We start from the raw sequence: 25,151 nt of genomic DNA on the forward strand, positions 1-25,151 counted from the left end.
CGAAGCGAGTTTGGGCGAGACCCCGCGAAACGCGAGCACCGCAGGTTGCCCGAAGCGAAGCGTAGGGACGCAGACAGCAGGGTCGCCTTTCTTTTGCCTACGTTTCTTTGGCGAAGCAAAGAAAAGTAGGTCGCCCGCCGGGGCGAGACCCGGCCTCGGAACGTCCTACGACCACGCGGCAACTACCGAGGCAGAGCCAACGCAAACGGCAAACTAACCACCCCCAAGATCGTAGACAGCGTCACCAGCCCCGCCACATAAGGCCCGTTGTATCCCATCCGAGCCGCCAACACATAAGCACTCGAAGCAGTCGGCACAGCAGAAAAAGCCATCAACACCGAAGCCTGCGTAGCGTCCAGCTTCAGTGCAAGCGACAACCCCCAAGCCACGAGCGGCAAGAAGAAGTGCCGTATCGCCAGCACAGACACCGCCAACACCTTCCCCCTCCCCAACGTCGCAAACTGCATCCCTGCCCCCGCCGCAAGCAACCCCAACGCCAGCGACGCAGCCCCGATCCGCGTGAGCGTCGGCGTCAACCAGCCAGGCACCGTGAGCCCCAGCACATTGGCCAGCAGCCCCGCCAGCGTCGCCACGATCAGCGGATTGCGCACCAGCTGCCGCACGAAGCCGGTCTGCGCATGCCGCGTCATCGGCCACACGGCCGCGATGTTGAACATCGGCACGCACACGCCGATCAGCACCGCGATCAGCAGCAGGCCTTCGGGCCCGGCCAGCCGCTCGGCCAGCGCCAGGCAGATGAACGAGTTGAAGCGGAACGCGATCTGCGCGCTGGCGGCGTGGTCGTGTCGATCGATGTGCGCGCGCAGGCCCGGCACGAAGGGCAGGGCGTAGGCCATCGCGATGCCGGCCAGCCCGACGCCGACGCCCGCGGTCAGCAGGCTCGAGGTCGCACCGAAGTCGAGCGGGCTGCGCACGATCGAATGGAACAGCAGGACGGGAAATAGAAAGTAATACACCAGGCTCTCGACCTGGTCCCACACGCGGCGGTCGAGCGCGGTGTAGCGGCACAGGAGCCAGCCGATGGCGATGAGGGAGAAATCGGGGAAGAGCAGCTGCGCGTAGTTCACCGCTTCGAGCATAAACCGGCACAACCGTGGGTATTCCACAGCATGACGGAAAGCCCCGACCCGCTAGCATCCGGGCTTCGCTTTTTTCCGGCCGCCCCGGCCGGTCCCGTCAAGTCAAGGAGTTATCGATGCAACGTCGTCAATGGAGCGCGTTCGTGGGCGCTGCCGCGCTGGTCACAGTGGCAGGCCAGAGTTTCGCGCAGGGCTATCCCACCAAGCCGGTCGAACTGAGCGTGCCGTTCGCACCCGGCGGCACGACGGACATCGTGGCGCGCGTGATCGCCGACCCGCTGGGCAAGGTGCTGGGTCAGCCCGTGGTGGTGATCAACCGCGCCGGTGGCGGCGGCATCGTGGGCGCGGCCGAAACCGCGCGCGCACCGGCCGACGGCTACAAGCTGGGCGTGGCCACGGTGTCGAGCACCGCCGCCAACCCGGCCATCAACCCGAAGACGCCGTACGACCCGATCACCGACTTCACGCCGATCATCAACATCGCGGCCACGCCGAACGTGATCGCCGTCAACCCGAGCTTCCCGGCCAAGAACTACGCCGAGTTCGTGGCCGAGCTGAAGAAGAACCCGGGCAAGTATTCGTACGCCTCGTCGGGCACGGGCGGCATCGGCCACCTGCTGATGGAGCTGTACAAGAGCCTGACCACCACCTTCGTCACGCACATCCCGTACCGCGGCGCGGGCCCGGCACTGAACGACGTGGTGGCCGGCCAGGTGCCGATCATCTTCGACAACCTGCCCTCGGCGATGCCCTTCATCCAGAGCGGCCGCCTGGTGCCGATCGTGGTGTCGGCGCCGACGCGCGTGGCCGGCCTGCCGAACGTGCCGACCTTCAAGGAAGTCGGCCTGGAGCCGGTCAACCGCATGGCCTACTACGGCATCCTCGGCCCCAAGGGCCTGCCGAAGGAAGTGGTCGACAAGATCAACGCGGGCGTGAAGAAGGCGGTGGAAGATCCGGCCGTGAAGAAGCGCATCGAAGACACGGGTTCGCTGATCGTGGCCAACTCGCCCGACCAGTTCGCTGCGCAGATCAAGGCCGAGTTCGACGTGTACAAGCAGGTCGTGAAGAAGCAGAACCTCAAGCTCGACTGAGCCTCTTCGCTTCCCCCGAAAGCCGCCCGCGTTCCGGGCGGCTTTTTCTTTTGTTATCTTGCACCGCATGACCGAGGCCGCCGCCGCTCCCCCCACCGCCGACATCGACACCTTCATCGACGCCCTCTGGCTCGAGGACGGGCTGTCGAAGAACACGCTGGCCGCCTACCGCCGCGACCTCGCGCTGTTCGCGCAGTGGCTGCGCGAACAGCGCGACGGCATGGGGCTCGACGCCGCGCGCGAGACCGAACTGCAGGCCTATATGGGCGTGCGCCTGTCCACCAAGGGCAAGGCGACCTCGGCGAACCGCCGACTCACGGTGTTCAAGCGCTACTACCGCTGGGCGCTGCGCGAACGCCGCATCACGGCCGACCCGAGCATCCGCCTCATGCCCGCGCGTCAGATGCCGCGCGCGATCAAGACGCTGTCCGAGAAGCAGGTCGACGACCTGCTGGCCGCACCCGATGTCGAGAGCCCGCTCGGCCTGCGCGACCGCGCGATGCTGGAGCTGATGTACGCGAGCGGCCTGCGCGTGAGCGAACTGGTCGCCCTGAAGGCCATCGACATGAGCCTGAACGACGGCGTGCTGCGCGTGCTCGGCAAGGGCAACAAGGAACGCCTCGTGCCCTTCGGCGGCGAGGCGCGGCGCTGGATCGAGCGCTACCTCGACGAGTCGCGACCCGTGATCCTCGACGGCCAGCAGACGCCCGACCTGTTCGTGACCGCGCGCGGCGCGGGCATGACGCGCGTGATGTTCTGGGTCATCGTGAAGAAGCAAGCCGCGGCTGCCGGCATCCATGTGCCGCTGTCGCCGCACACGCTGCGCCATGCCTTTGCCACGCACCTGTTGAACCACGGCGTCGACTTGCGTGCGGTGCAGTTGCTGCTGGGCCATGCCGACATCTCGACCACCACCATCTACACGCACGTGGCGCGCGAGCGCCTGAAGCAGCTGCACGCGGCGCACCATCCGCGCGGCTGACGCGGCCTTCGTTCTCAGCTCTTGCGCTTGCGCGCCTCGATGGCCGGCACCAGCGTGTCGTAGAAGGCGCTCACCATGCGCATCTCGCGCCGCTCGGCCAGGCACAGCACGTGGGCGTAGGTAAATATTTCGGTGTCGCTGAAGCCGACCATGTGCAGGTTGGGCCCCGGCACGAACTCCACCCCCGACACGGCCGCGATGCCCAGGCCTTGCGCCACGGCTTCGCGGATCACTTCGCGGCTGCTGATCTCCATCACCACGTCGACCTCGACCTTGGCTTTCGCGAGCGCCAGTTCGAGCGCCTTGCGCGTGGTCGACCCTTGCTCGCGCAGGATGAGCCGTTCGCCCTGCAGCTCCGCGAGCCGGATGTTGCGCCGCTTCGCGAAGCGGTGCGTGGAGGGCACGAACATCACGACCGGGTGCTGGCTGAAGGGCACCGACAGAAAGCGATCGTCGCGCACCAGCTGCGCGAGCACGCCGACGTCGGCGCTGTAGTCGAGCAGGCGGTCGAGCACGTCCTGTGAATTGCCGGTGCTCACCGTGACCTTCACGTCGGGGTAGCGCAAGCTGAAGTCGACCAGCATCTTGGTCACGTGGTACGGGCCCACGGCCGCCACGCGCAGGTGGCCGGTGCGCAGCTTGCCGGCGTCGCCGAGCAGCGCCACCGCATCGCCTTCGAGGCTGAAGATCTGCTGCGCCAGCTGCATGAGCTGTTCGCCGATCTCGGTGAGCTGCACGCGCCGGCCGCGCCGGTGAAAGAGCTCGACCTGGTAGGCCTCTTCGAGAAAGCGCACCTGCGTGGTGATGGTGGGCTGGCTCACATGCAGGTGCTCGGCGGCCCGCGTGAAGCTGCCTTCGCGGGCCACGGCATAGAAGGAACGCAGCTGGGTGAGGCGCATCGCGGGAGCCTTTCTGATCTATAGGTTCAGTATATAGATCATCGAAAAAATTTGAATTTGATCGATATGAGTACCAGTGATGTACTCGCGCTCAAGACGGACCAGGCCTCGACAGAAACACGCCGGACGTCCCGAATCCTCGCGTTGTCATGACCATGACACGCACGACTGGAAGACTCGAGACGGGTACTTTTGCCCTTCGAAACGACCTGAGGATTCCATGCAACGCAGACCACTGGAGACAACCATGATGAAGCGTAGAAAGCTGCTGCTCGGCACTGCCGCCGTGACAGCGTCCGCCTTCGTGCCGATGGCACGGGCACAGCAGGTTCTCACTGTCGGGCTGATTCCTTCCGAGGACTCGCGCGCCATGATTGCCAACAGCCAGGCCATGATGGACATGCTGTCCAAGGCCCTCGGTTTTGCGGTCAAGCCCTTCGTGGCGGCCGACTACAACGGCGTGATCGAAGCACTGCGTTCCAAGCGGCTCGACGTGGCCTACCTCGGCCCCTTCTCGTATGTGCTGGGCACCACGGTGGCCGACATCGAGGCCTTCGCGGTGGCCGAGACCAAGAAGGCCGGGCGCACCTCGTACCACAGTCAGATCGTGACCCACAAGGACACCGGCATCAAGACGGTGGCCGACCTCAAGGGCAAGACCTTCGCCTTCGTCGACCCGAGCTCCACTTCGGGCCATCTGTTTCCCAAGGCCGGCCTGCTGAAGGCGGGTTTCAACCCCGACAAGGATTTCGGCCGCGTGATTTTTTCGGGCTCGCACGACTCGAGCGCGATCGCGGTGCAGAACAAGAAGGTCGATGCCGCGGCCATTGCCGACCGCATCCTCGATGCCGCCGTGTCCAAGGGCCTGGTCAAGCGCGAAGACCTGGTCGAGGTCTGGAAGTCGGACCCGATCCCCGAGTCGCCCACCGTGTGGCGCAAGGACCTGCCCGCCGACCTGAAGACGCGCGTGCAGGCCGCCTTCCTGCAGGTGAAGGACATCCCCTGGTCCGACCAGGGCCTGCTCAACGGTTTCCACCCGACCAACGACGCGGCCTACAACATCATCCGCGACACGGCCAAGGTGCTGAACCTCGACCTGAGGAAGATGAAATGATCGAGATCCGCGGGCTGTGCAAGCGCTACGGCGACTTCACCGCGCTCCACCGTGTGGACCTCACGGTGGCCAAGGGCGAGTTCGTCGTCATCCTCGGCGCGTCGGGTGCGGGCAAGTCGACGCTGCTGCGTTGCATCAACCACCTGACCGAGCCGAGCGAAGGCGAGATCCACGTGGACGGCGAGCGCTCGCGCGGCGACCGCGCCGGGCTGCGCAAGGTGCGCCGCGACGTCGCGATGATCTTCCAGCACTACAACGTGGTGCCGCGCCTGTCGGTGCTCAAGAACGTGCTGACGGGGCGGCTGGGTTCCATGCCCGCGCTCCTGTCGTGGTTCCAGGTGTTCCCCGCGAAGGACATCGCCATCGCCCGCGAATGCCTGCGCCGCGTCGAGCTCGACCCCAAGGCCGACCTGCGCACCGACACGCTCTCGGGTGGACAGAAGCAGCGCGTGGGCATTGCCCGTGCGCTGGCGCAAAAGCCCAAGGTGATCCTGGCCGACGAGCCCGTGGCCAGCCTCGATCCGAAGACCTCGCGCAAGGTGCTCAACTACCTGAAGCAGGCCAGCCGGCAGGACGGCATCACGGTGATCTGCAACCTGCACCAGGTCGACTACGCCCGCGAGTTCGCGCAGCGTGTGATCGGCGTGGCGGCCGGACGCATCGTGTTCGAAGGCCGGCCCGACGAACTGACCGACGAGGTGCTGCACCTCATCTATCCGGGCGGCGTGGAAGAGGGCACCGAGGCCGCCGTTGCGGGCGCAGAGCCTGACACCGCAACGCCGAGCGTGCCCGCTGCGGCCCTTCATGCGGCGCCGGTGCGCACCGCCCCGCAACTCGCCATGGAGCAATCATGATCGCCCTCGGACGCTACAACCTGCTGATCGCCAAGAGCGCCGGCAACCCCGGCTGGTGGAAATACGCCGTGGCCGTGCTCGCCGGCATCGGCGTGCTCTGGTGGGCGGCCATCGGCAGCCAGGTGAGCTTCAGCGAACTCGGCAAGGGCATGCCCTGGATCGCCGACTTCCTGGGGCGCATGCTGCCGCCCAACTGGGAGTTCATGGGCAAGCTCGTGAAGCCGGCCATCGAGACCGTGCAGATCGCGCTGTGGGGCACGCTGCTGGCGGTGATCCTCGCGGTGCCGCTGTGCTTCTTCGCGGCGCGCAACATCTCGCCGAACGTCGCCGTGTTCCACGCGATGCGGCAGGTGCTGAACATCACGCGCGGCATCAACGAGATCATCCTGGCGCTGATCTTCGTGGCGGCCGTCGGCCTCGGTCCGTTCCCCGGCGTGCTGGCGCTGGCGCTGCATGGCGCGGGCATGCTCGGCAAGTTCTTCGCCGAGTCGATCGAGGAGATCGACCAGGGCCCGCTCGAGGCGCTGCGCGCCACCGGTGCAGGACCGATCCAGACCATCATCTTCGGCGTCATCCCGCAGGTGGTCACCGCGTGGATCGGCGTGATCGTCTACCGCTTCGAGACCAACCTGCGCCAGGCCACCGTGCTGGGCATGGTGGGCGCGGGCGGCATCGGCTTCGAGCTCGTGGGCAGCATGAAGCTGTTCCAGTACCAGGACACGGCCACCTGCATCCTGGTGATCGTCGTGATGGTCATGACGGCCGACTACCTCTCGACCCGGCTGCGCGGCTGGATCCAGCAGGGCGCGCGCTGATGACTCGATCGCTCTTCGCGTCTCTCCCCGCGGCTTTGGCCGCCTCCTGAAGAAACCTCTCCATGAGCGCCAACTACCACAACCCCGTGCACAGCGTGTACGGGGCAGGGGCCCTGCTGTCCCTGCCGAAGCTGCTCGAAGGACGGCGCGCCGCGCTGGTGACCTTTCCCGAGGCGCGCGCGCTGGGCCTGCTCGACCGGCTGGCGTCGGTGCTCGGCGATGCGCTGGCCTGCACGCTCGACCAGACGCGGCCCAACCCCGACGTGGCGGAACTGGCCGAGACCTACGAATGGTTCTGGCGCACGCACGCCGACGTGGAGGTGATCGTCGCGGTCGGCGGCGGCAGCGCCATCGACACCGCGAAGGCGCTGATGGTGGCCGACGACCACGGGCGCTTCGCGGACCTGGTGGCGGGCCTCGCGGGCGAGCGGCCCTTCGTGGCAACGCGCCACAAGACGCTCATCGCCGTGCCCACCACGGCCGGCACGGGCAGCGAGGTCACGCCCTGGGCCACCATCTGGGACCGCGAGCGCCAGAAGAAATATTCGCTGCACCTGCCGCAGACCTGGCCGACCTATGCCGTCATCGACCCCGAGCTGATGCTGTCGCTGCCCGCGGCGGTCACGCTGCAGAGCGGGCTCGATGCGCTGTCGCACGCGCTCGAAGCGATCTGGAACGTCAACGCCAATCCGCTGTCCGACACCTTCGCCGTGGCGGCCGTGCAGGACACGCTGGAGGTGCTGCCGCAGCTCATGGCCCGGCTCGACGACGTCGAACTGCGCGGGCGCATGGCACTCGCCGCGCTGAAGGCGGGCATGGCGTTCTCCAACACCAAGACCGCGCTCGCGCATTCCATCTCGTACGAGATGACGCTGCGCTACGGCCTGCCGCACGGCATCGCCTGTTCGTTCCCGCTGCCGATGGTGCTGGCGCGCGCCATCGGCCGTCGGCCCGACCGCGATGCGGTGCTGGCGCAGGCGCTGCGCATGCCGCTGGCCGAGGCACCGGCGCAGCTCGCGGCCTTCATCGAATCGCTTGGCGTGAAGACGCGCTTCGCCGACTACGGCGTGGGCGAGGACGAGGCGCGCGAGATGCTGCGCCATGCGCAGGGCGGGGCGCGCGGGCGCAACTTCATCGGCAACGACGTGCAGGTGCAGCAAGCCTGAGTTGCGCAGGGGCCGCACGGCCCCGGGATGTTTCAAAATGGACGCTCCCTTCAAGAGAGATCCAGAGACATCCATGAACCTTCGCAGACTCTGCACCGGCCTCGCACTGGCTACGACCGCCGGCCTTGCCATCGCCCAGGGCTTTCCCACCGCCAAGCCCATCCGCCTGATCGTCGGCTACCCGCCCGGCGGCGGCATCGACTTCGCAGCGCGCACGGTGCAGGTGCCGCTGCAAGAGGCGCTCAAGCAGCAACTGGTGGTCGACTACAAGCCGGGCGCCAGCGGCATGATCGCGGCGACCGAGCTCACGCGCCAGCCGGCCGACGGCTACACGCTGCTGCTGGCCAACACCGGCCCCTTCGCCATCGCGCCGTACCTGCAGAGCAAGCCGCCGTACGACCCGATCAAGCAGTTCACCTACATCGGCCAGATCAGCCAGGGCAGCTACATCGCGGTGACGCGGCCCGACCATCCGGCGAAGAACCTCAAGGAGTTCGTGGCGTGGGCCAAGGGCCAGCCCGGCAAGGTCAACTTCGCCTCGGGCGGCAACGGCACCTCGACGCACCTGAACGGTGAGCTCATGAACCAGGTGACGGGCCTGGACATGACGCACGTGCCGTACAAGGGCAGTGCGCCTGCGGTGCAGGACCTGCTCGGCGGGCAGACGCAGATCCTCATCGACGCGGGCAGCGTGCTGCTGCCGCAGGTGAAGGGCGGCAAGCTCAAGGCGCTGGCCGTGACCGGCCCCGTGCGCGACCCGCAACTGCCCGACGTGCCGACCGTGAAGGAGTTGGGCCTTGCAGGCATGGAGGCGGTCGGCTTCCAGGGCCTGGTCGGTCCTGCCAACATGCCCAAGGAGGTGGTCGATCGCCTGTCGGGTGAACTCGCGAAAGCCTTGGCGACGCCGGAGATCAAAGCCAAGTTCGCGACGGCCGGTGCCGAGGTGCATCCGCTCGGCCCGGCGGCTTTTGCGGCTTTCGTCAAGGCGGACAATGAGAAGTGGTCCAAGCTGATCCGCGAGCGCAAGCTGCAGCTGGACTGACCGATCTTCTATCTCATCGACGCATGCCTTTCATCGACACCATGAACTTCCTCGCCGCCTCCAAGCCTTCGCGCCGGACCACGACCCGGCTGCTCGCCGCCGCGGCGCTGTGCGCGGCCAGCGGCGCGCATGCGCAGGCCGTGCCGCGCACCGTGCGGCTCATCGTGGCCTACCCGGCGGGCGGTGTGAGCGACGTGGTCGCGCGCGCGCTCGGCGACCGGCTCGCCGCGCAGCTGGGCACCACGGTGATCGTCGACAACCGCGCGGGCGCGAGCGGCGCCATCGGCATGGACGCCGTGGCCAAGGCCGCGCCCGACGGTGCCACGCTGGGCTTCTCGGCCATTAGCCCGCTGGTGCTGAGCCCGCACCTGGGCAAGCTGCCGTTCGATCCGCTGAAGGACATCGTGCCGGTGGCCAGCGTGATGTATTCGCCCGTGCTGCTGGTGGCCACGCCCGCCAGCAAGGCGAAAGATTTCCGCGCGCTGATCGCCGAGGCCAAGGCGCAGCCCGGCGCGGTGCGCTGGGCCACGTCGGGGCCGGCCTCGCTCGGGCACATCGTGCTCGAACAGGTGCGCGCAACGGCCGGCGTGGACATCACGCACGTGCCGTACAAGGGCGGCGGCCAGCAGCTCAACGATGCGCTGAGCGGGCAGTTCGAAATTTTGTCGACCAACGCGAGCCCGACGCTGTCGGCGCACATCCAGTCGGGCAAGCTGCGCCCGCTGGCGGCGGGCGCACCCGCGCGACTCGACAGCCTGCCGCAGGTGCCCACGCTGGCCGAACTGGGCTACAGCGCGGCCAACATCCATTCGCTGTTCGGCGTGTTCGCGCCCGCGGGCACGCCGGCGGCGCTGGTCGCGAAGTACAACGCCGAGATCAACAAGGCGCTCGCCAGCCCCGAGCTGCGCGCCAAGCTCACGGCCACCGACAACGTGCCCGCCCCGGGCACGCCGGCCGCCTTCGCCAAGGAGATCGCCAGCGAGTTCGAGAGCAACGGCCGCATCGTGAAGGCCGCGGGCATCAAGGCCGATTGACCCCGGCGCTTGCAGGGTGGCGTCTACCTACCTTATAGTAGGTAGATGCATGACGCTTCAACCCTGGCTCCCGGCGGCACCCGCGATCAGATCCTCGCGGTGGCGCGCGGGCTCATCGAAACCCGTTCGTACCTGGGCTTCAGCTTCCAGGACGTGGCCAACGCGGTGGGCGTGCGCAAGGCCAGCCTCTACCACCACTTTCCCACCAAGGAAGCGCTGGGCATCGCGGTGATCCAGGGCGCCACGCAGGGCTTCAAGGACTGGGTGGCGGCGCGCGCGCGAGAGCCCAAGGACGCGCTCGAATCCTATTTCCGCATGTACCGCAACACGCTGAAGGCGGGCTCGGGCCTGTGCCCGGCGGGCGCGCTGGCGCCGGGCTGGGACTGCATCAACGAAGACCTGCGCCAGGCCGTGCAGGCCCTGCGCAACACGCAGGTGATGTGGCTCACCGGCGTGCTCGGCGCGCTGGTGCCGGCGCAGGCGCAGAAAGACAACCCCGTGGCTTCGCTCGCGGCCTTCGTGTTCTCGTCGTGCCAGGGCGCGCTGCTCGCGTCGCGCATGACGGGGCGCGTCGAAGACTTCGACGACGCCATCGCGCAACTGCGGCGCGCGCTGCCGCTGGACTGACCGATCCGTTTCACCACGGGCACGCCGGACGTGCCTTTTTTTGAACCCTGAAGCCTACCGATTGGAAGGTAGTTTTTCTCCAAGGAGTGTTCCCATGAAAGCCGTGATTTCCGCCTACGCCCGTTCCCCGTTCCACTTCGCCAGGAAGGGCGCGCTGGCCGAAGTGCGCCCCGACACGCTCGCCGCCGGCGTGGTGCAGGGCCTGCTGCAGCGCACCGACCTCGACCCGGCGCTGCTCGAGGACATCATCCTGGGCTGCGCCTACCCCGAGGCGTCGCAGGGCAACAACCTCGCGCGCATCGTCGGGCTGCTGGCGGGCCTGCCGCACGAGGTGGGCGGCATGACGGTGAACCGCTTCTGCGGCTCGTCGATGCAGGCCGTGCACATCGCCGCCGCGCAGATCGAGGCGGGCATGGGCGACGCCTTCCTGTGCGTGGGCGTGGAGTCGATGACGATGGTGCCGCAGGGCGGCTTCAACTTCTCGCCCAGCCCCGAGCTGCTGGCGAACACTGACGCCTACATCTCGATGGGCGAGACCGCCGAGAACGTCGCGCAGCGCTGGCACGTGAGCCGCGCCGACCAGGAGGCGCTGGCCGTCGAGTCGCACCGCAAGGCGACCGAAGCGCGCGCGCAGGGCCGGTTGGCCGGCGAGATCGTGCCGGTGCGCCTGGCCTCCGGCGAGGTGGTCGATGCCGACGGCTGCATCCGCCCCTCGACCTCGGCTGAGGCGCTGGCCAACCTCAAGCCCGCGTTCCGCCCCGACGGCGTGGTCACGGCGGGCACCTCGTCGCCGCTGACCGACGGTGCGGCGGCCGTGCTGGTCACCAGCGACGCCTTCGCCGCCAAGCACGGCCTGAAGCCGCTGGCACGCATCCGTTCGTTCGCGACCGTGGGCGTGGACCCGGCCGTCATGGGCATCGGCCCGATTCCCGCCACGCGCAAGGCGCTCGCACGCGCGGGCCTGGGCGTGGCCGACCTCGACGTGGTCGAGATCAACGAGGCCTTCTCGTCGCAGGCGCTGGCCTGCATCCGCGACCTCGGGCTCGACCCGGCAAAGGTGAACCTAGACGGCGGCGGCCTGGCCATCGGCCACCCGCTGGGTGCGACCGGCGCGCGCATCACGGGCAAGGCGGCTGCGCTGCTCGCGCGCGAGAACGGCCGCTACGCGCTGGCCACGCAATGCATCGGCGGCGGGCAGGGCATCGCCACCATCCTCGAGCGCGTCTGATCGCCCGAGAATGACGGGCAACGCAACAAGGAGACTCCCATGGACAAGCTGTATCTCGAAGACCTGAAGGTCGGCGACCGTTTCCAGAGCGGCGAACACCTGCTCGACGCGGCACAGATCAAGGCCTTCGCACAGCAGTTCGACCCGCAGCCCTTCCACACCGACGAAGAGGCCGCCAAGAACACCTTCTTCGGCGGGCTGGCCGCGAGCGGCTGGCACACGGCGGCGCTCACCATGAAGCTGCTGGTCGACAGCGGCATCCCGCTGGCGGACGGCATCATCGGCTCGGGCGGCGAGCTGCAGTGGCCCAAGCCCACGCGGCCCGGCGACGTGCTGCATGTGGTGAGCGAGGTGGTCGACATCACGCCCTCGCGCTCCAAGCCCGGCCGCGCGATGGTCTCGATGCGCTGCCAGACGCGCAACCAGCGCGGCGAGGTGCTGCAGTACTTCACGCCCAAGCTGGTGGTGCACAGCCGCACCGCGACGTCCTGACTCTCAAACTCAGACGACGCGCAGGCCCAGTTCCTCGACCAGCGCGGCCGCCTGCCGGTGGGAGATGGTCGCGCCCTTGAACGGCGCGGCGTTGGCCAGCCGCAGGCCGCCCAGGTCCACGTCGCGCAGGTCGGCGCCTTCGAAGCGTGCGAGCTTCAGGTGCGCGTTGCGCAGGCTGCCGCCTTCGAACACGGCCTCGCGGAAATCGCAGCCCGAGAGGTCGGCCTCCGAGAGGTCGAGTTGCGCGAGCGTCTGCTTGCGGAACGACAGGCCGCGCAGGTGCGCGTCGACCAGCAGCGAATCCTTGAACACGACGCCCAGCGCCGACACCTCGCCGAAGTGCGCGCCCGTGAGCTTCACGCCCGTGAAGAGCGCCGAGGCCAGCTTGGTGCGCGCCCATTGCGTGTTGTTCAGGTCGCAGTCCTGGAAGCGCGCGTTCGTGAGGTCGGCCAGGCCGAAGTCGGCCTGGCGCGCGCGGCAGCCGACCCATCGCGTGTCCGCCAGCTGCGCGCGCTCGAACGAGGTTTCGGCGAAGCTGCACAGCGTGAACTGTGCGCCGCGCAGATCGAGGCGCGACAGGTCGGCCTCGTCGAAATGGCAGCGTTCGAAATGCGGTGGCGTGTCGCGGCCCTGCAGGCAGGCCTGCAGCTCGGCGCGTGACCAGGTCTGGTCGGAAATCACATCGGTCATCACGAGAATTATTCGGGGCGGGAGTCGGTCAGCGCGCGCAGCTCTGCGGGGCTGAAGCCCGCCCGGCCGCGTGCTTCGAGGTTGAAAGGCGGCTTGTGGCGCGGTGCGTCGTAGCGCGCCACCAGGGCCGGGTAGTTGGCTTCGGCGTCGAGCCCGGCGCGCTCGCACAGCCAGCGGTACCAGTGGTTGCCGATGGCCACGTGGCCCACTTCGTCGCGCAGGATGATGTCGAGGATTTCCACGGCACGCAGCGCGTCGGGCGTGTTCACGCGCTTGAGCTTGGACTGGATCAGCGGCGTGGCGTCGAGCCCGCGCGCTTCGAGCGTGCGCGGCACCAGCGCCATGCGCGCGAGCACGTCGTCCTTCGTCTTTTCGCACATGTTCCACAGGCCGTCATGGCCCGGAAAGTCGCCGTAGCGCCAGCCCATGGCCTGCAGGTGCGTGTGCAGCAGCGTGAAGTGCTGCGCCTCTTCGTCGGCCACGCGCAGCCAGTCGCGGTAGTAGGCCTCGGGCATGCCGTCGTAGCGCCACACGGCGTCCAGCGCGAGGTTGATGGCGTTGAACTCGATGTGGCAGATCGAATGGATCAGCGCGGCGCGGCCTTCGGGCGTGAAGGGCGAGCGCTTTTGCACGGCGGTGGCGGCCACGCGCAGCGGGCGCTCGGGGCGGCCGGGCACACCGTCGTCGTCGCCGGGCGTGCGCAGGGGCTCGATTGCTATGGAAACAGTAGCTGCCTGTGCAGCCGTGGCGCGCGTGGCGGCCACCTTGTCGTCGGGGTCTGTCAGGCGCAGCGCGGCCAGCGCGCTCAATCGGGGGTGCATCCCTACAATTCTAGTTTTGCCCCTCCGGAGACAACCACGATGGCGATTTACGAATTGGATGGCATTGCACCGCACCTTGGCGAAGGCGCATGGGTCGCGGACAGCGCCCAGGTCATGGGCAATGTCGAACTGGCAGAGAACGCGAGCGTCTGGTTCGGCGCCGTGCTGCGCGGCGACACCGAGGTGCTGACCATCGGGCGCAACAGCAACATCCAGGACCTGTCGGTGCTGCACGCCGACATCGGCTGCCCGCTGACCATCGGCGACAACGTGACGGTGGGGCACCAGGTGATGCTGCACGGCTGCACCATCGGCGACAACTCGCTGATCGGCATCCAGGCGGTGGTCTTGAATAACGCGAAGATCGGCCGCAATTCGATCGTTGGCGCCGGCAGCGTCGTGACCGAGGGCAAGGAGTTTCCCGACAACTCCCTCATCATCGGCTCGCCCGCCAAGGTGGTGCGCACGCTCGACGATGCCGCCGCCGCCAAGCTGCGGCAAAGCGCCGAGCATTACGTAGAAAACGCCCATCGCTTTGCGAAGGGCTTGAAAAAAATCGCCTGACCCGCGCAGGCACAGACAGAAAGATTCCGTTTTGAGCGAGCTGCACAAATTCCTGTTCGATGGCCTGCCGGTGCGCGGCATGATCGTGCGCCTGACGGATGCGTGGCAGGAGATCCTTGCGCGGCGCGCCTCCAACACCGCCACCGGCGCCTACCCGCCGCCCGTGGCCGAGCTGCTGGGCGAGATGACGGCCGCGGCCACGCTGATGCAGGCCAACATCAAGTTCAACGGCGCGCTGATCCTGCAGATCTTCGGCGACGGCCCCGTGAAGGTGGCCGTGGCCGAGGCCAAGCCCGACCTGAGCCTGCGCGCCACCGCCAAGGTCATCGGCGACCTGCCGGCCGACGCGCGCCTGCCCGACATGGTCAACGTGAACAACAAGGGCCGCTGCGCCATCACGCTCGACCCGAAAGACAAGCTGCCCGGCACCACGCCGTACCAGGGCGTCGTGCCGCTGTTCGGCGACGACGGCCAGAAGCTGGGCAAGCTCAGCGACGTGCTGCAGCACTACATGCTGCAAAGCGAACAGCTCGACACCACGCTGGTGCTCGCCGCCGACGACAAGGTGGCGGCCGGCCTGCTGATCCAGCGCCTGCCCATCAAGGGCGAGGGCAACCTCGAAGGCTCCTCACAGCAGGTGCACGACGAGGCGCACCAGGACCAGATCGGCCGCAACGAGGAATACAACCGCATCTCGATCCTGGCGTCGAGCCTCACGCGCGACGAGCTGCTCACGCTCGACGTCGAGACCATCCTGCGCCGCCTGTTCTGGGAAGAGAAGCTACTGCGCTTCGAACCGCAGGCCGGCCTGCTGGGCCCGCACTTCGCGTGCACCTGCGGCCGCGAGCGCGTGGCGCAGATGATCCGCGGGCTCGGCGTGGAAGAGGCCGAGGAAATCCTCGCCGAGCGCGGCGACATCGAGGTTGGCTGCGACTTCTGCGGCAAGCAGTACCGCTTCGACGCGGTCGACACCGCGCAGCTGTTCAAGCCGCTGGGCGACCAGCTGCCGGGCAGCCCGGTCGTCCAGTAGGCGCGACGCGGTTCAAGCGGGCTGCGGCGGCTGCCGCAGCACCTTGACCATCGCGGCCAGGCGCTCGTTGCCCAGGCCCGCGCGCATCGCGCGCTCGAACTGACCCATCAGGAAAACCGGAAAGCCCGCATCGAGCTGCGCCTCGCGCGCCTGCTTCACGAACAGCCGGCCCGATCCCGCGCAGGTGGCCATCGAGCTCTCGGGCTCGCCGTACTGGCTGGCGTGGATGGCTTCGCCCTCGGCCTGGATCATTTCGCCGAGCACCGGCGAGATCGCGCCGATCATCTGAGAGAACCCGTCCACCGGCAGCCCTTCGGCTTCGCAGATGCGCACGCCGTGGAAAAAGCCGCTCATCGCGCCGAACATGCACGAGAGCGTGGCCAGGTCCCAGGCGGCCGCGTTGCCGATCGGCTCGCCCATGTGCTGGATGTTGCCGGCGATGGCGTCGAGCAGCGGCCGGCAGGCGGCGAGGGCGCGTGCCTCGCCCGAGATGAAGAGCGGCGTGTCGGGCCGGCCGATCTGCCCCGGCGTGGCGAGCAGGGCGCCGTCGAGATACGCCACGCCGCTGAGCGCGGCCCAGTCGTCGCGTGCGTCCTGCGGCGTGCCGGTGCTCAGCTGCACCAGCACCTTGCCGCGCAGCGCGTCGTGAACGCCGGGCGCGGCGAGGATGGCGCGCGACGCCGGGTAGTCGGCCACGCAGACCAGCACCACGGGGCTGGCCTGCACGGCGGCCAAAGCCGTCGGTGCCAGCACCGTGCCCTGGTTCAGGAGGGGCGTGGCGCGCTCGGCGGTGCGGTTCCACACCGTCAGCGTGAACTTCGACGATTGAAGGGCGCGCGCGAGGGCAACGCCCATGGGGCCGAGGCCGATGAGGGAAACGTCGGTCATGTTGTGAGGTCCTTGGTGAGAGATCGGATCAAGCGGCAGCCGGCGTCAGGCCCTGGCCCAGTCCGCCGTCGACGGTGAGGCGCGCACCCGTCGTGAAGGTCGCCTCGAAGGCGAAGAACAGCACCGCGCGCGCCACTTCGGCGGAGGTGCCGTGGCGCCGCATCGGCGTGATCTGGTCGCCCAGGCGCATGAACTCGGCGCGTTCCTCGGCGCTCGCGTCGGTCACGCCGAGCGTGGGCGTGTCGATGAAGCCGGGGCTCACCACGTTCACGCGGATGCCGCGCGTCACCAGCTCCGCCGCGAAGCCCGAGGCCATCGAGCGCAGTGCGGCCTTGGTGGCGCTGTAGACGCTCATGCCGTGCATGCCGCCTTCATCCGCGATGGACGAGGTGAACACGATCGCGCTGCCCGCCGGCATCAGTGGCGCCAGGCGCTGCACGGTGAAGAACGGGCCCTTGGTGTTGACGGCGAAGGCGCGGTCGTAGCCGGCCTCGGTCACCTGCTCGAAGGGCTCGAGCGACGAGATGCCCGCGTTGATGTGCAGCAGGTCGATGCGGCCGAAGCGCTCGCGCACGGTGGCGGCGAGGGTGTCGATGTCGGCCAGCGAGGCCGTGTCGGATGCCAGCACGTGCGCCCGCGCGCCGAAGGGGCTGAGCACGCGGCGCGCGGTCTCCAGGTTCTGCGGGTTGCGGCCGGTCACGAGCACGTCGGCGCCGCCGTCGAGCAGCGCCTGCGCAGTGGCCAGGCCCATGCCGAGGGTGCCGCCGGTGATGACGGCTTTCTTGCCTGCGTAAGGAGTGTGGGGTGTGGTGTTCATGGCCGTCGATGATCCGGATCGCACGGCTTTCGGTCGCGCACGTTCGGCCATGGGGGAGCACAAACGGCCGACGGCATGCACGCCGCGCGCGGCCCATAATGTTTCGATGAGCGATACCGATCTGGACACCGATCTGCACGGGCACGGTGGTGCGGCGTCCGAGGTGGCGCTGTCGGCCGACAGCTTCGTCGCGCCGCCCGCCACCGACAGCCTGCGCGTCGACGTGCGCCGGACCCCCGGCGGCGTGGTCGGCTACGAGGCGCTGCCCGACCACCGCCTCAAGCTGCACGCGGGCGCGCCGGTGGAGGGCGCCTGCCAGTTCCACCGCTTTCTCTACACACGCGGCGACCTCGACATCCTGCCGGCCGGCAGCACCGACATCTGGCATGAAGAGTCGCCGAGCACCTCGGTCGTGGTGCGCATGGCGCCCGCACTGCTGGTGCGCACGGCCGACGAGATGGGCCTGCCGGCCGAGCGCGCGGTGCTCGGCGAACGCCACCAGTTCCGCGACCCGCAGATCGAGCACATCGCCTGGGCGCTCGACGCCGAACGGCGCGCGGGCTTTCCCAATGGCCGGCTCTACACCGACAGCCTGGGCACCGCACTCGCGGTGCAGCTGATCGCGGCTGGCCCGCAGGTGTCGCCGTCACCCGCGCAGGGGCTGACGCGGCTGCAGCTGAAGCGTGTCACCGAGTTCATCGAGGCGCATCTGGATGGCGACCTGTCGCTGGCCGCACTGGCCGAGGTCGCGGGCCTGAGCGCCTCGCATTTGAAGACGCAGTTCAAGCGCTCGACCGGCCAGGCGGTGCATGCGTATGTGGTGCACCGCCGTGTCGACCGCGCGCGCAGCCTGCTGCTGAACAGCGAGATGCCCGCCAGCCTCGTGGCGCTCGAGAGCGGCTTCTCGCACCAGAGCCACATGGCGCGCTGCATGCGCCGCGTGCTGGGCCTCACGCCCGGCGAGGTGCGGCGCGCGGCGTAGGGTTCAGCGCGCTTCGTCGTCGAAGCCGCCGAATGCGATGTCGGGCGCGCTCGTGTTGTGTTTGGAGGGGAGGCTGCGGCCGAAGCGCACCTGCGTGGCGTTCAGCGTCTTCACCTCGGGCAGCGGCAACGCCTGCTCGGCCGCCTTCGGCGAAGCCTGCCAGCGCACCTCGCTCATGTCGGCGTTGTCGGGTGTCACGTACATCGAGCGCAGCACCGCGAAGGGTTGCTTCGCGCTCGACGTGGGTTGGGAGAGCGTCACGTCGAGCGCGGTGCGGGTGCGGCTGATCTCGGTCACGCGCGCCACGGCGCTGCCGCCGTCGGTGAAGCGCAGGTGGATGGCCAGCGGTTGCGGCACCACGCGGATCGATGCGATGTCCACCACCGGCCGCCCGGCCTGCACGACGGGGCCGAGCAGGAACGACGAGCCGTACACGCCGTCGCCGAAGCGCGCCTCGGGCAGCGGCTTGAGGCGCCAGTAGCCGTCGGAGGGGTAGAGCACGATGGCCTCGAGCGCCTTGCCGTTTTCCTTCTTGAACACCTGCAGCAGATGAAAGCCGCGGTCGTGGCGCGCGCCGACCTGCACCGGCACGCGCGCCGGACGCCAGAAGGTCGGCAGCGTCATGCCGACGATGCGCCACTGCGCGTTGTCGAGCAGCACGACGGTGCGCTTCTTGAAACGGTGCGCCGGGTCGGTGGGGTGGGCGCCGCCGTCGAAGTTGCAGCCCGAGAAGTCGGGCGCGGTGACGTCGTTGCCGATGGTGCCGAGGTAGCTCGGCTGCAGCGCTTCGATGCGCATTTTGCGGATGCCGTCGCCGCGCAGCACCATCGACACGTTGTCTTCCTCGGCGCAGGCCGTGGGGGTGGTGGCGTTCTCGACGGTGGCGGCAACGGGGGCTGCAGAAGTGGCACCGGTGGCCAGCAGCAGGGCGAGGAAGGCGGCGGCGGGAGCGCGCGAGGCAGGGCGCGCAGCAATCGAAACGGGCATCGGGTCTCCGGTGAAAGGGAGAGGGCGCGCGAATGCGCAAGAACCGAAAGGCTCAGGGCGTGTCGCGGCGCGCCATCAGGTCGCTGAAGAGTTTATGTTCGCATTCCGGGTCGGAACACTTCTCGCAAGGCCATGTCCACGAGGCGGGCTTGGCATCGCGGCGGGTGCGCGTGCGGGCGCGGCCTTCGTTGCCGGCGATGGTGTTGATCGCATTCCATGCATTCGCCAGCCGTTCGCCGCCGCTGCCGTGCACCACGGCATACGAGAGCCCGGCGCGCGAGAGCGCGGCGCGCACCAGCGTGTCGGTCGGCTGGCGCGCATGGGGGCCGTCGCGCATGTCGTCGGCCACCCAGGGCAGGTCGAGCGCGGTGAGCAGCGTGATGGCATAGCGCTGTTGCGCGGCCAGGGCGCTGTCGTACAGCGAGGTGTCGGCGAACAGCTGCTCGCTGTAGACCGCCGTCATGAGCGCCGTGGTGTCGGCCACCACCACGCCGGTGGCGGCAGCGGCGTCGATGCGGCGCCTCTGTTCGTCGGCGATGGCCTGCTGCTCGTCGGGGCGGGGCGTGCGGCCCTCGCGCTCGCACCATTCGCGCAGGTACTCGCCGACCAGCGTGACGGGCGTGCCGCGGTCTTGCAGGCGCTGTGCGATGGCGCGCGAGAGTTCGGTCTTGCCCGTGCTCTCGGCGCCCACGAGCGCGATGACGCAGCCGGTCGGCAGGTTCGGTGTCATGCGGGCACCGCCTTCGCTGCGGCCTTCGGCAGGCGTCGCTGCCAAGCCAGGAAGCCGGCCACGCTGAGCACGGCGAACACCGCGTACAGCGCCGTCGTGAGCCACAGGCCCTTGTGGATGAACAGGCCCACGCTGACCACGTTCACGGCCAGCCAGATGACCCAGTTCTCGATGAATTTGCGCCCGAGCAGGAACTGTCCGACCAGGCTCAGGCCGGTGACGAAGCCGTCCCACCAGGGCACGTCGGTGTTGGTGAAGCGACGCAGGAAGAGGGCGACCACGGGCCACGCAATCGCGCAGGCCGCGAGGGCGTACATGGTGCCGCGCGGCGACAGCCGGCTGACCCGCAAGGCGCTGCCGTCGGCGCGAAAGCCGCGCAGCCATTGCGCCCAGCCCCAGAGGGCGACGAAAGCGAAGAAGACTTGAAGCGAGGCGTCGCCGTAGATGCGTGCGTTGGCGAACACCACCACGTAGAGCAGCGAGCTGACGATGGCCAGCGGCCAGCCCCAGTGGATCTCGCGCATGTTGCAGCCGACCATCGCGAGCGCGAGCACGGCGGCGACGAGTTCGAGCCAGGTGACGGGAGAGCCCCACAGCACAAAGGCGGAGGCCGAGAGAAGCTCTGGCATCGAGAAGCGGTGGCGAAGGAAAGGGTCAGTGCGCGATCTGCACGAAGACTTCGTTCGGTTTGACCATGCCGAGTTCCGCGCGGGCGCGTTCCTCGACCATCTCGAGGCCGTCTTTCAGGTCATTGACTTCGGACGCAAGCCGCTCGTTGTTGAGGGCGGCCTTGGCGTTGGCGTCCTTCTGGTCGGCCAGCTGGGTTCTGAGCTGGGCGACCTCGCGCACGCTGCCGCGCCCGTTCCACAGCTGCCACTGCAGGATGACCAGCAGCAGCACCAGGATGAGAGGAGGGACGAAGCGCGCGCGCATGCAGGCTGCGAGGCGCTACTTGAGGTTGTAGAACGCGCCGCGGCCCGGGTAGACGGCGATGTCGCCGAGGTCTTCTTCGATGCGCAGCAGCTGGTTGTACTTGGCGATGCGGTCCGAACGCGACAGCGAGCCGGTCTTGATCTGGCCGGCGTTGGTGCCCACGGCGATGTCGGCGATGGTGCTGTCTTCGGTTTCGCCCGAACGGTGCGAGATGACGGCCGTGTAGCCGGCGCGCTTGGCCATCTCGATGGCGGCGAAGGTTTCGGTCAGCGTGCCGATCTGGTTGATCTTGATCAGGATCGAGTTGGCGATGCCCTTGTCGATGCCTTCTTGCAGGATCTTGGTGTTGGTGACGAACAGGTCGTCGCCCACCAGCTGCACGCGCTTGCCCAGGCGGTCGGTGAGCAGCTTCCAGCCGTCCCAGTCGCCTTCGTGCATGCCGTCTTCGATGCTGATGATCGGGTACTTGTCGACCCAGGTCGCCAGCATGTCGGCCCAGTTGCCGGCCGACAGCGTGAGGTTCTCGCCCGACAGCACGTAGTTGCCGTCCTTGTAGAACTCGCTGGCTGCGCAATCGAGGCCCAGGGCGATCTGTTCGCCGGCAACGTAGCCGGCCTTGTCGATGGCTTCCAGGATCAGCTGGATGGCCGCTTCGTGGCTCTCGACGCTGGGCGCGAAGCCGCCTTCGTCGCCCACGGCCGTGCTGATGCCGCGGTCGCCCAGGATCTTCTTCAGGGCGTGGAACACTTCGGCGCCGTAGCGCACGGCCTCGCGGAAGCTCTTGGCGCCCACGGGGATGATCATGAACTCTTGCAGATCGAGGCTGTTGTTGGCGTGCGCGCCGCCGTTGATGACGTTCATCATCGGCACCGGCAGTTGCATGCCGCCCATGCCGCCGAAGTAGCGGTACAGGGGCAGGCCCGACTCTTCGGCCGCGGCGCGGGCCACGGCCATCGACACGGCGAGCGTGGCGTTGGCGCCCAGGCGGGCCTTGTTGTCGGTGCCGTCCAGGTCGATCATCGTGCGATCGAGGAAGGCCTGTTCGCTGGCGTCCAGGCCCAGCACGGCTTCCGAGATCTCGGTGTTGATGTTCTCGACGGCCTTCAGCACGCCCTTGCCGAGGTAGCGGCTCTTGTCGCCGTCGCGCAGCTCGATGGCCTCGCGCGAACCGGTCGAAGCGCCCGAGGGCACGGCCGCGCGGCCCATGGTGCCCGACTCGAGCAGCACGTCGCACTCGACGGTGGGGTTGCCTCGGCTGTCGAGAATTTCGCGGCCGACGATGTCAACGATTGCACTCATCTCTATCTCTTTCTCTGGGTCTCTTGGTGGAGTGGACTGGCAAAAAACGGAATCAAAGGCCTTCGACCGCGATCATGTTCATGATGGCGGCGCCGGCACGCGCTTCACGCGCCTTCAGGTATTCGGGCGTCTCGTAGAAGGCCTTGGCCTTCTCGAAGCTGGGGAATTTGAGCACGACGACGCGGGTGGGCTTCCAGTCGCCTTCGAGCGGCTGCACCTGGCCGCCGCGCACGCAGACTTCGGCGCCGTGCGCCTGCATCGCGACGCTCGACCACTTCTTGTATTCCTCGTACTGCGTCGGGTTGGTGACTTCGACGTGGGCGATGACGTAACCACTGCTCATGCTTGAAAACTGTCCTCGAGGAATGCGTTTTTCTTGGTGACCCGGTCGAGCGCGACGAGCGTCTCGAGCAGGGCCTTCATGTGCTTGAGCGGCACGGCGTTGGGGCCGTCGCTCAGGGCTTTGTTCGGGTCGGGGTGCGTCTCCATGAAGAGACCGGCCACGCCTACGGCCACGGCCGCACGCGAGAGCACCGGCACCATCTCGCGCTGGCCGCCTGAGCTGGTGCCCTGGCCGCCGGGCAGCTGCACCGAGTGGGTGGCGTCGAACACCACGGGCGCCTTCGTCTCGCGCATGATCGCGAGCGAGCGCATGTCCGACACGAGGTTGTTGTAGCCGAAGCTGGCGCCGCGCTCGCAGGCCATGAAGCTGTCTTCGTTCAGGCCGGCTTCCTTGGCGGCAGCGCGGGCCTTGTCGATCACGTTCTTCATGTCGTGCGGTGCGAGGAACTGGCCCTTCTTGATGTTCACCGGCTTGCCCGACTGCGCCGCGGCATGGATGAAGTCGGTCTGGCGGCACAGGAAGGCAGGCGTCTGCAGCACGTCGACCACCTTGGCGGCCTCGGTGATGTCTTCGTGGGTGTGCACATCGGTCAGCACCGGCAGGCCGAGTTCGCGCTTCACCTTGGCCAGGATCTCGAGGCCCTTGTCGCGGCCCGGGCCGCGAAAGCTCGTGCCCGAGGAGCGGTTGGCCTTGTCGAAGCTGCTCTTGAAGATGAACGGGATGCCCAGCGACGCCGTGATTTCCTTCAACGTGCCGGCCGTGTCCATCTGCAGCTGCTCGGATTCGACCACGCAGGGGCCGGCGATCAGGAAGAAAGGCTGGTCCAGCCCGATGTCGAATCCGCAAAGCTTCATGCCACTGCCTTGAGCGTCTTGTTGGTGCTGCCCGCGCCCTTGTCCTTGTGGTCGAGCGCCGCCTTGATGAAGGCGTTGAACAACGGATGGCCGCCCCACGGCGTTGACTTGAACTCGGGGTGGAACTGCACGCCCATGAACCACGGGTGCACGTTCTGCGGCAGCTCGACGATTTCGGTCAGGTGCTCGCGCTGCGTGAGCGCCGAGATCACGAGGCCGGCATTGCGCAGCTCGTCCAGGTAGTTGACGTTGGCTTCGTAGCGGTGGCGATGGCGCTCGGTGACCACGTCGCCGTAGATGCTGTGCGCCAGCGTGCCGGGCGTCACGTCGGAGCTTTGCGCGCCCAGGCGCATGGTGCCGCCGAGATCGGATTTTTCGTCGCGCGTCTTCACGGTGCCGTCGCGGTCCTTCCACTCGGTGATCAGCGCGATCACGGGGGTGGGCGTTTCCGGGTCGAACTCGGTGCTGTTGGCGTTCTTGAGGCCGGCCACGTGGCGGGCGTACTCGATGGTGGCGACCTGCATGCCCAGGCAGATGCCCAGGTAGGGCACCTTCGATTCGCGGGCGAAGCGGGCGGCCGAGATCTTGCCTTCCACGCCGCGCTGGCCGAAGCCGCCGGGCACCAGGATGGCGTCGTACTTGGCCAGGCGCGACACGTCTTGCGCCGAGATGGTCTCGGAGTCGATGTAGTCGATCTTCACGCGGGCATGGTTCTTCATGCCGGCGTGGCGCAGCGCCTCGTTGAGCGACTTGTAGCTGTCCGACAGGTCGACGTACTTGCCGACCATGGCGATCGACACTTCCTGTTGCGGATGCTCGACCTCGTACACCAGCTCGTCCCAACGCGTGAGCTTGGCCGGCGGGGTGTTGATGCGCAGCTTGTCGCAGATCAGGCCGTCCAGGCCCTGCTCGTGCAGCATGCGGGGCACCTTGTAGATGGTGTCCACGTCCCACATGGAGATCACGCCCCATTCGGGCACGTTCGAGAACAGCGAGATCTTCGCGCGCTCGTCGTCGGGAATCGGGCGGTCGGCGCGGCACAGCAGGGCGTCGGCCTGGATGCCGATGGCGCGCAGTTCCTTGGCGGTGTGCTGCGTGGGCTTGGTCTTGAGCTCGCCGGCGGCGGCGATCCAGGGCACGTAGCTCAGGTGCACGAAGGCCGAGTTGTTCGGGCCCATGCGCAGGCTCATCTGGCGCACGGCTTCCAGGAAGGGCAGCGACTCGATGTCGCCCACGGTGCCGCCGATTTCGACGATGGCCACGTCCACCTCGTGCGCCGTGCCGATGCCGGCGCCGCGCTTGATGTATTCCTGGATTTCGTTGGTGATGTGCGGAATGACCTGGACGGTCTTGCCGAGGTAGTCGCCGCGGCGTTCCTTCTCGAGCACGGTCTTGTAGATCTGGCCGGTCGTGAAGTTGTTGGCCTTGCGCATCCGCGTGTTGATGAAGCGCTCGTAGTGGCCGAGGTCGAGGTCGGTCTCGGCGCCGTCATCGGTGACGAACACCTCGCCATGCTGGAACGGTGACATCGTGCCGGGGTCGACGTTGATGTACGGATCGAGCTTGATGAGGGTGACTTGGAGGCCGCGCGATTCGAGGATCGCGGCGAGCGAGGCGGAGGCGATTCCCTTGCCAAGGGAAGATACGACACCACCGGTGACGAAGACAAATTTGGTCATGCCAGTTCCGGACGCGTGAATCCGGGCAGTGGGAAATTGCGATTATAGGTGTCCCCTTTGTGCCTCCACGGCCGAAGGCCATCCCATTCC

The 25,151-nt window shown here is 67.9% G+C and carries 28 protein-coding genes; 14 read left to right on the top strand and 14 right to left on the bottom strand.

The genetic code is table 11. The features are described 5' to 3' along the window. Window positions 1-182: 182 nt before the first annotated feature. Window positions 183-1,100: an AEC family transporter gene (locus AC1RAA_RS00005; protein ID WP_062482210.1), complete on the bottom strand. Its 918-nt coding sequence runs from the start codon at window positions 1,098-1,100 to the stop codon at window positions 183-185. Between the two features lie 116 nt (window positions 1,101-1,216). On the opposite strand from AC1RAA_RS00005, the gene AC1RAA_RS00010 reads away from it, so the two are divergent. Both AC1RAA_RS00010 and xerD read left to right on the top strand, forming a co-directional pair. Then, window positions 1,217-2,191 carry a tripartite tricarboxylate transporter substrate binding protein BugE gene (locus AC1RAA_RS00010; RefSeq protein ID WP_447743126.1) on the top strand — a complete coding sequence of 325 codons (975 nt, stop codon included), beginning with the start codon at window positions 1,217-1,219 and terminating at the stop codon, window positions 2,189-2,191. Between the two features lie 67 nt (window positions 2,192-2,258). Beyond that, window positions 2,259-3,173, top strand: a complete 915-nt coding sequence (gene xerD / locus AC1RAA_RS00015; RefSeq protein WP_492725759.1) for a site-specific tyrosine recombinase XerD — start codon at window positions 2,259-2,261, stop codon at window positions 3,171-3,173. 14 nt (window positions 3,174-3,187) lie between these two features. Here the strand turns inward: xerD and AC1RAA_RS00020 are convergent, their stop codons facing one another. Further along, complete coding sequence (locus AC1RAA_RS00020; RefSeq protein ID WP_062482221.1) at window positions 3,188-4,072, bottom strand: LysR substrate-binding domain-containing protein; 885 nt, start codon at window positions 4,070-4,072, stop codon at window positions 3,188-3,190. A 250-nt stretch (window positions 4,073-4,322) separates the two neighbouring features. Between AC1RAA_RS00020 and phnD the strand changes: the two genes are divergently transcribed. The 9 genes from phnD (at window position 4,323) to AC1RAA_RS00065 (ending at window position 12,444) form a co-directional block, all read left to right on the top strand. Next, window positions 4,323-5,186: a phosphonate ABC transporter substrate-binding protein gene (gene phnD / locus AC1RAA_RS00025; protein WP_062482233.1), complete on the top strand. Its 864-nt coding sequence runs from the start codon at window positions 4,323-4,325 to the stop codon at window positions 5,184-5,186. Continuing rightward, window positions 5,183-6,040 carry a phosphonate ABC transporter ATP-binding protein gene (phnC, locus tag AC1RAA_RS00030; protein WP_492725761.1) on the top strand — a complete coding sequence of 286 codons (858 nt, stop codon included), beginning with the start codon at window positions 5,183-5,185 and terminating at the stop codon, window positions 6,038-6,040. The genes phnD and phnC overlap by 4 nt, the downstream gene beginning before the upstream one ends. Continuing rightward, a complete protein-coding gene (phnE, locus tag AC1RAA_RS00035; RefSeq protein WP_492725762.1) occupies window positions 6,037-6,855 on the top strand; it encodes a phosphonate ABC transporter, permease protein PhnE in 819 nt (272 codons plus the stop codon). Before phnC ends, phnE begins: the two co-directional genes overlap by 4 nt. Before the next feature lie 62 nt (window positions 6,856-6,917). Further along, window positions 6,918-8,021 (top strand): iron-containing alcohol dehydrogenase PsrA, encoded by a 1,104-nt coding sequence (gene psrA / locus AC1RAA_RS00040; protein WP_492725764.1) that lies wholly within the window; start codon window positions 6,918-6,920, stop codon window positions 8,019-8,021. Between the two features lie 73 nt (window positions 8,022-8,094). Beyond that, window positions 8,095-9,063, top strand: a complete 969-nt coding sequence (locus AC1RAA_RS00045) for a Bug family tripartite tricarboxylate transporter substrate binding protein (protein WP_062482231.1) — start codon at window positions 8,095-8,097, stop codon at window positions 9,061-9,063. A 41-nt stretch (window positions 9,064-9,104) separates the two neighbouring features. Continuing rightward, on the top strand, window positions 9,105-10,097 hold the full coding sequence (locus AC1RAA_RS00050) for a Bug family tripartite tricarboxylate transporter substrate binding protein (RefSeq protein WP_492728307.1): 993 nt from the start codon (window positions 9,105-9,107) through the stop codon (window positions 10,095-10,097). 45 nt (window positions 10,098-10,142) lie between these two features. Beyond that, window positions 10,143-10,724: a TetR/AcrR family transcriptional regulator gene (locus AC1RAA_RS00055; protein ID WP_095947288.1), complete on the top strand. Its 582-nt coding sequence runs from the start codon at window positions 10,143-10,145 to the stop codon at window positions 10,722-10,724. 94 nt (window positions 10,725-10,818) lie between these two features. After that, window positions 10,819-11,952, top strand: a complete 1,134-nt coding sequence (locus tag AC1RAA_RS00060) for a thiolase family protein (RefSeq protein ID WP_492725766.1) — start codon at window positions 10,819-10,821, stop codon at window positions 11,950-11,952. A gap of 39 nt (window positions 11,953-11,991) precedes the next feature. Next, complete coding sequence (locus tag AC1RAA_RS00065) at window positions 11,992-12,444, top strand: MaoC family dehydratase (RefSeq protein WP_062474638.1); 453 nt, start codon at window positions 11,992-11,994, stop codon at window positions 12,442-12,444. A gap of 9 nt (window positions 12,445-12,453) precedes the next feature. Here AC1RAA_RS00065 and AC1RAA_RS00070 read toward each other — a convergent pair whose 3' ends face one another. Next, a complete protein-coding gene (locus AC1RAA_RS00070; protein WP_492725768.1) occupies window positions 12,454-13,134 on the bottom strand; it encodes a pentapeptide repeat-containing protein in 681 nt (226 codons plus the stop codon). 8 nt (window positions 13,135-13,142) lie between these two features. After that, window positions 13,143-13,955 carry a ferritin-like domain-containing protein gene (locus tag AC1RAA_RS00075; protein ID WP_492725771.1) on the bottom strand — a complete coding sequence of 271 codons (813 nt, stop codon included), beginning with the start codon at window positions 13,953-13,955 and terminating at the stop codon, window positions 13,143-13,145. A 39-nt stretch (window positions 13,956-13,994) separates the two neighbouring features. Between AC1RAA_RS00075 and AC1RAA_RS00080 the strand changes: the two genes are divergently transcribed. Beyond that, window positions 13,995-14,519 (top strand): gamma carbonic anhydrase family protein, encoded by a 525-nt coding sequence (locus tag AC1RAA_RS00080; RefSeq protein ID WP_492725773.1) that lies wholly within the window; start codon window positions 13,995-13,997, stop codon window positions 14,517-14,519. A gap of 31 nt (window positions 14,520-14,550) precedes the next feature. Beyond that, window positions 14,551-15,549 carry an Hsp33 family molecular chaperone HslO gene (gene hslO, locus AC1RAA_RS00085; RefSeq protein ID WP_307590459.1) on the top strand — a complete coding sequence of 333 codons (999 nt, stop codon included), beginning with the start codon at window positions 14,551-14,553 and terminating at the stop codon, window positions 15,547-15,549. 12 nt (window positions 15,550-15,561) lie between these two features. Here hslO and AC1RAA_RS00090 read toward each other — a convergent pair whose 3' ends face one another. Next, on the bottom strand, window positions 15,562-16,437 hold the full coding sequence (locus AC1RAA_RS00090) for an NAD(P)-dependent oxidoreductase (protein WP_492725776.1): 876 nt from the start codon (window positions 16,435-16,437) through the stop codon (window positions 15,562-15,564). 28 nt (window positions 16,438-16,465) lie between these two features. Next, on the bottom strand, window positions 16,466-17,254 hold the full coding sequence (locus tag AC1RAA_RS00095; RefSeq protein ID WP_492725777.1) for an SDR family oxidoreductase: 789 nt from the start codon (window positions 17,252-17,254) through the stop codon (window positions 16,466-16,468). Between the two features lie 106 nt (window positions 17,255-17,360). Here AC1RAA_RS00095 and AC1RAA_RS00100 point away from each other — a divergent pair, with 106 nt between their 5' ends. Continuing rightward, a complete protein-coding gene (locus AC1RAA_RS00100) occupies window positions 17,361-18,236 on the top strand; it encodes an AraC family transcriptional regulator (protein ID WP_492725778.1) in 876 nt (291 codons plus the stop codon). Window positions 18,237-18,239: 3 nt separating this feature from the next. Here the strand turns inward: AC1RAA_RS00100 and AC1RAA_RS00105 are convergent, their stop codons facing one another. The 8 genes from AC1RAA_RS00105 to pyrG are packed head-to-tail and all read right to left on the bottom strand — an operon-like array spanning window position 18,240 to window position 25,061. Continuing rightward, window positions 18,240-19,223 (bottom strand): hypothetical protein, encoded by a 984-nt coding sequence (locus AC1RAA_RS00105; RefSeq protein ID WP_492725780.1) that lies wholly within the window; start codon window positions 19,221-19,223, stop codon window positions 18,240-18,242. Window positions 19,224-19,275: 52 nt separating this feature from the next. Next, the gene (locus AC1RAA_RS00110; protein WP_492725782.1) at window positions 19,276-19,953 is read right to left on the bottom strand and encodes an AAA family ATPase; all 678 of its coding nucleotides are present in this window, start codon (window positions 19,951-19,953) and stop codon (window positions 19,276-19,278) included. Further along, entirely contained in the window at window positions 19,950-20,582 is a 633-nt protein-coding gene (gene pnuC, locus AC1RAA_RS00115) for a nicotinamide riboside transporter PnuC (protein WP_492725784.1), read from the bottom strand. The genes AC1RAA_RS00110 and pnuC overlap by 4 nt, the downstream gene beginning before the upstream one ends. Before the next feature lie 25 nt (window positions 20,583-20,607). Continuing rightward, window positions 20,608-20,886 (bottom strand): cell division protein FtsB, encoded by a 279-nt coding sequence (ftsB, locus tag AC1RAA_RS00120; RefSeq protein WP_070059525.1) that lies wholly within the window; start codon window positions 20,884-20,886, stop codon window positions 20,608-20,610. Window positions 20,887-20,901: 15 nt separating this feature from the next. Continuing rightward, the gene (eno, locus tag AC1RAA_RS00125) at window positions 20,902-22,185 is read right to left on the bottom strand and encodes a phosphopyruvate hydratase (protein ID WP_099796284.1); all 1,284 of its coding nucleotides are present in this window, start codon (window positions 22,183-22,185) and stop codon (window positions 20,902-20,904) included. Between the two features lie 52 nt (window positions 22,186-22,237). Then, entirely contained in the window at window positions 22,238-22,528 is a 291-nt protein-coding gene (locus AC1RAA_RS00130) for a DUF1330 domain-containing protein (RefSeq protein WP_062474654.1), read from the bottom strand. Further along, complete coding sequence (kdsA, locus tag AC1RAA_RS00135) at window positions 22,525-23,382, bottom strand: 3-deoxy-8-phosphooctulonate synthase (protein ID WP_139705617.1); 858 nt, start codon at window positions 23,380-23,382, stop codon at window positions 22,525-22,527. Before kdsA ends, AC1RAA_RS00130 begins: the two co-directional genes overlap by 4 nt. Next, window positions 23,379-25,061, bottom strand: coding sequence for a CTP synthase (gene pyrG, locus AC1RAA_RS00140; RefSeq protein ID WP_139705616.1), 1,683 nt, complete (start codon window positions 25,059-25,061; stop codon window positions 23,379-23,381). Before pyrG ends, kdsA begins: the two co-directional genes overlap by 4 nt. Between the last annotated feature and the right edge of the window lie 90 nt (window positions 25,062-25,151).

This window comes from Variovorax sp. GW823-FHT04F07 (assembly GCF_058795995.1).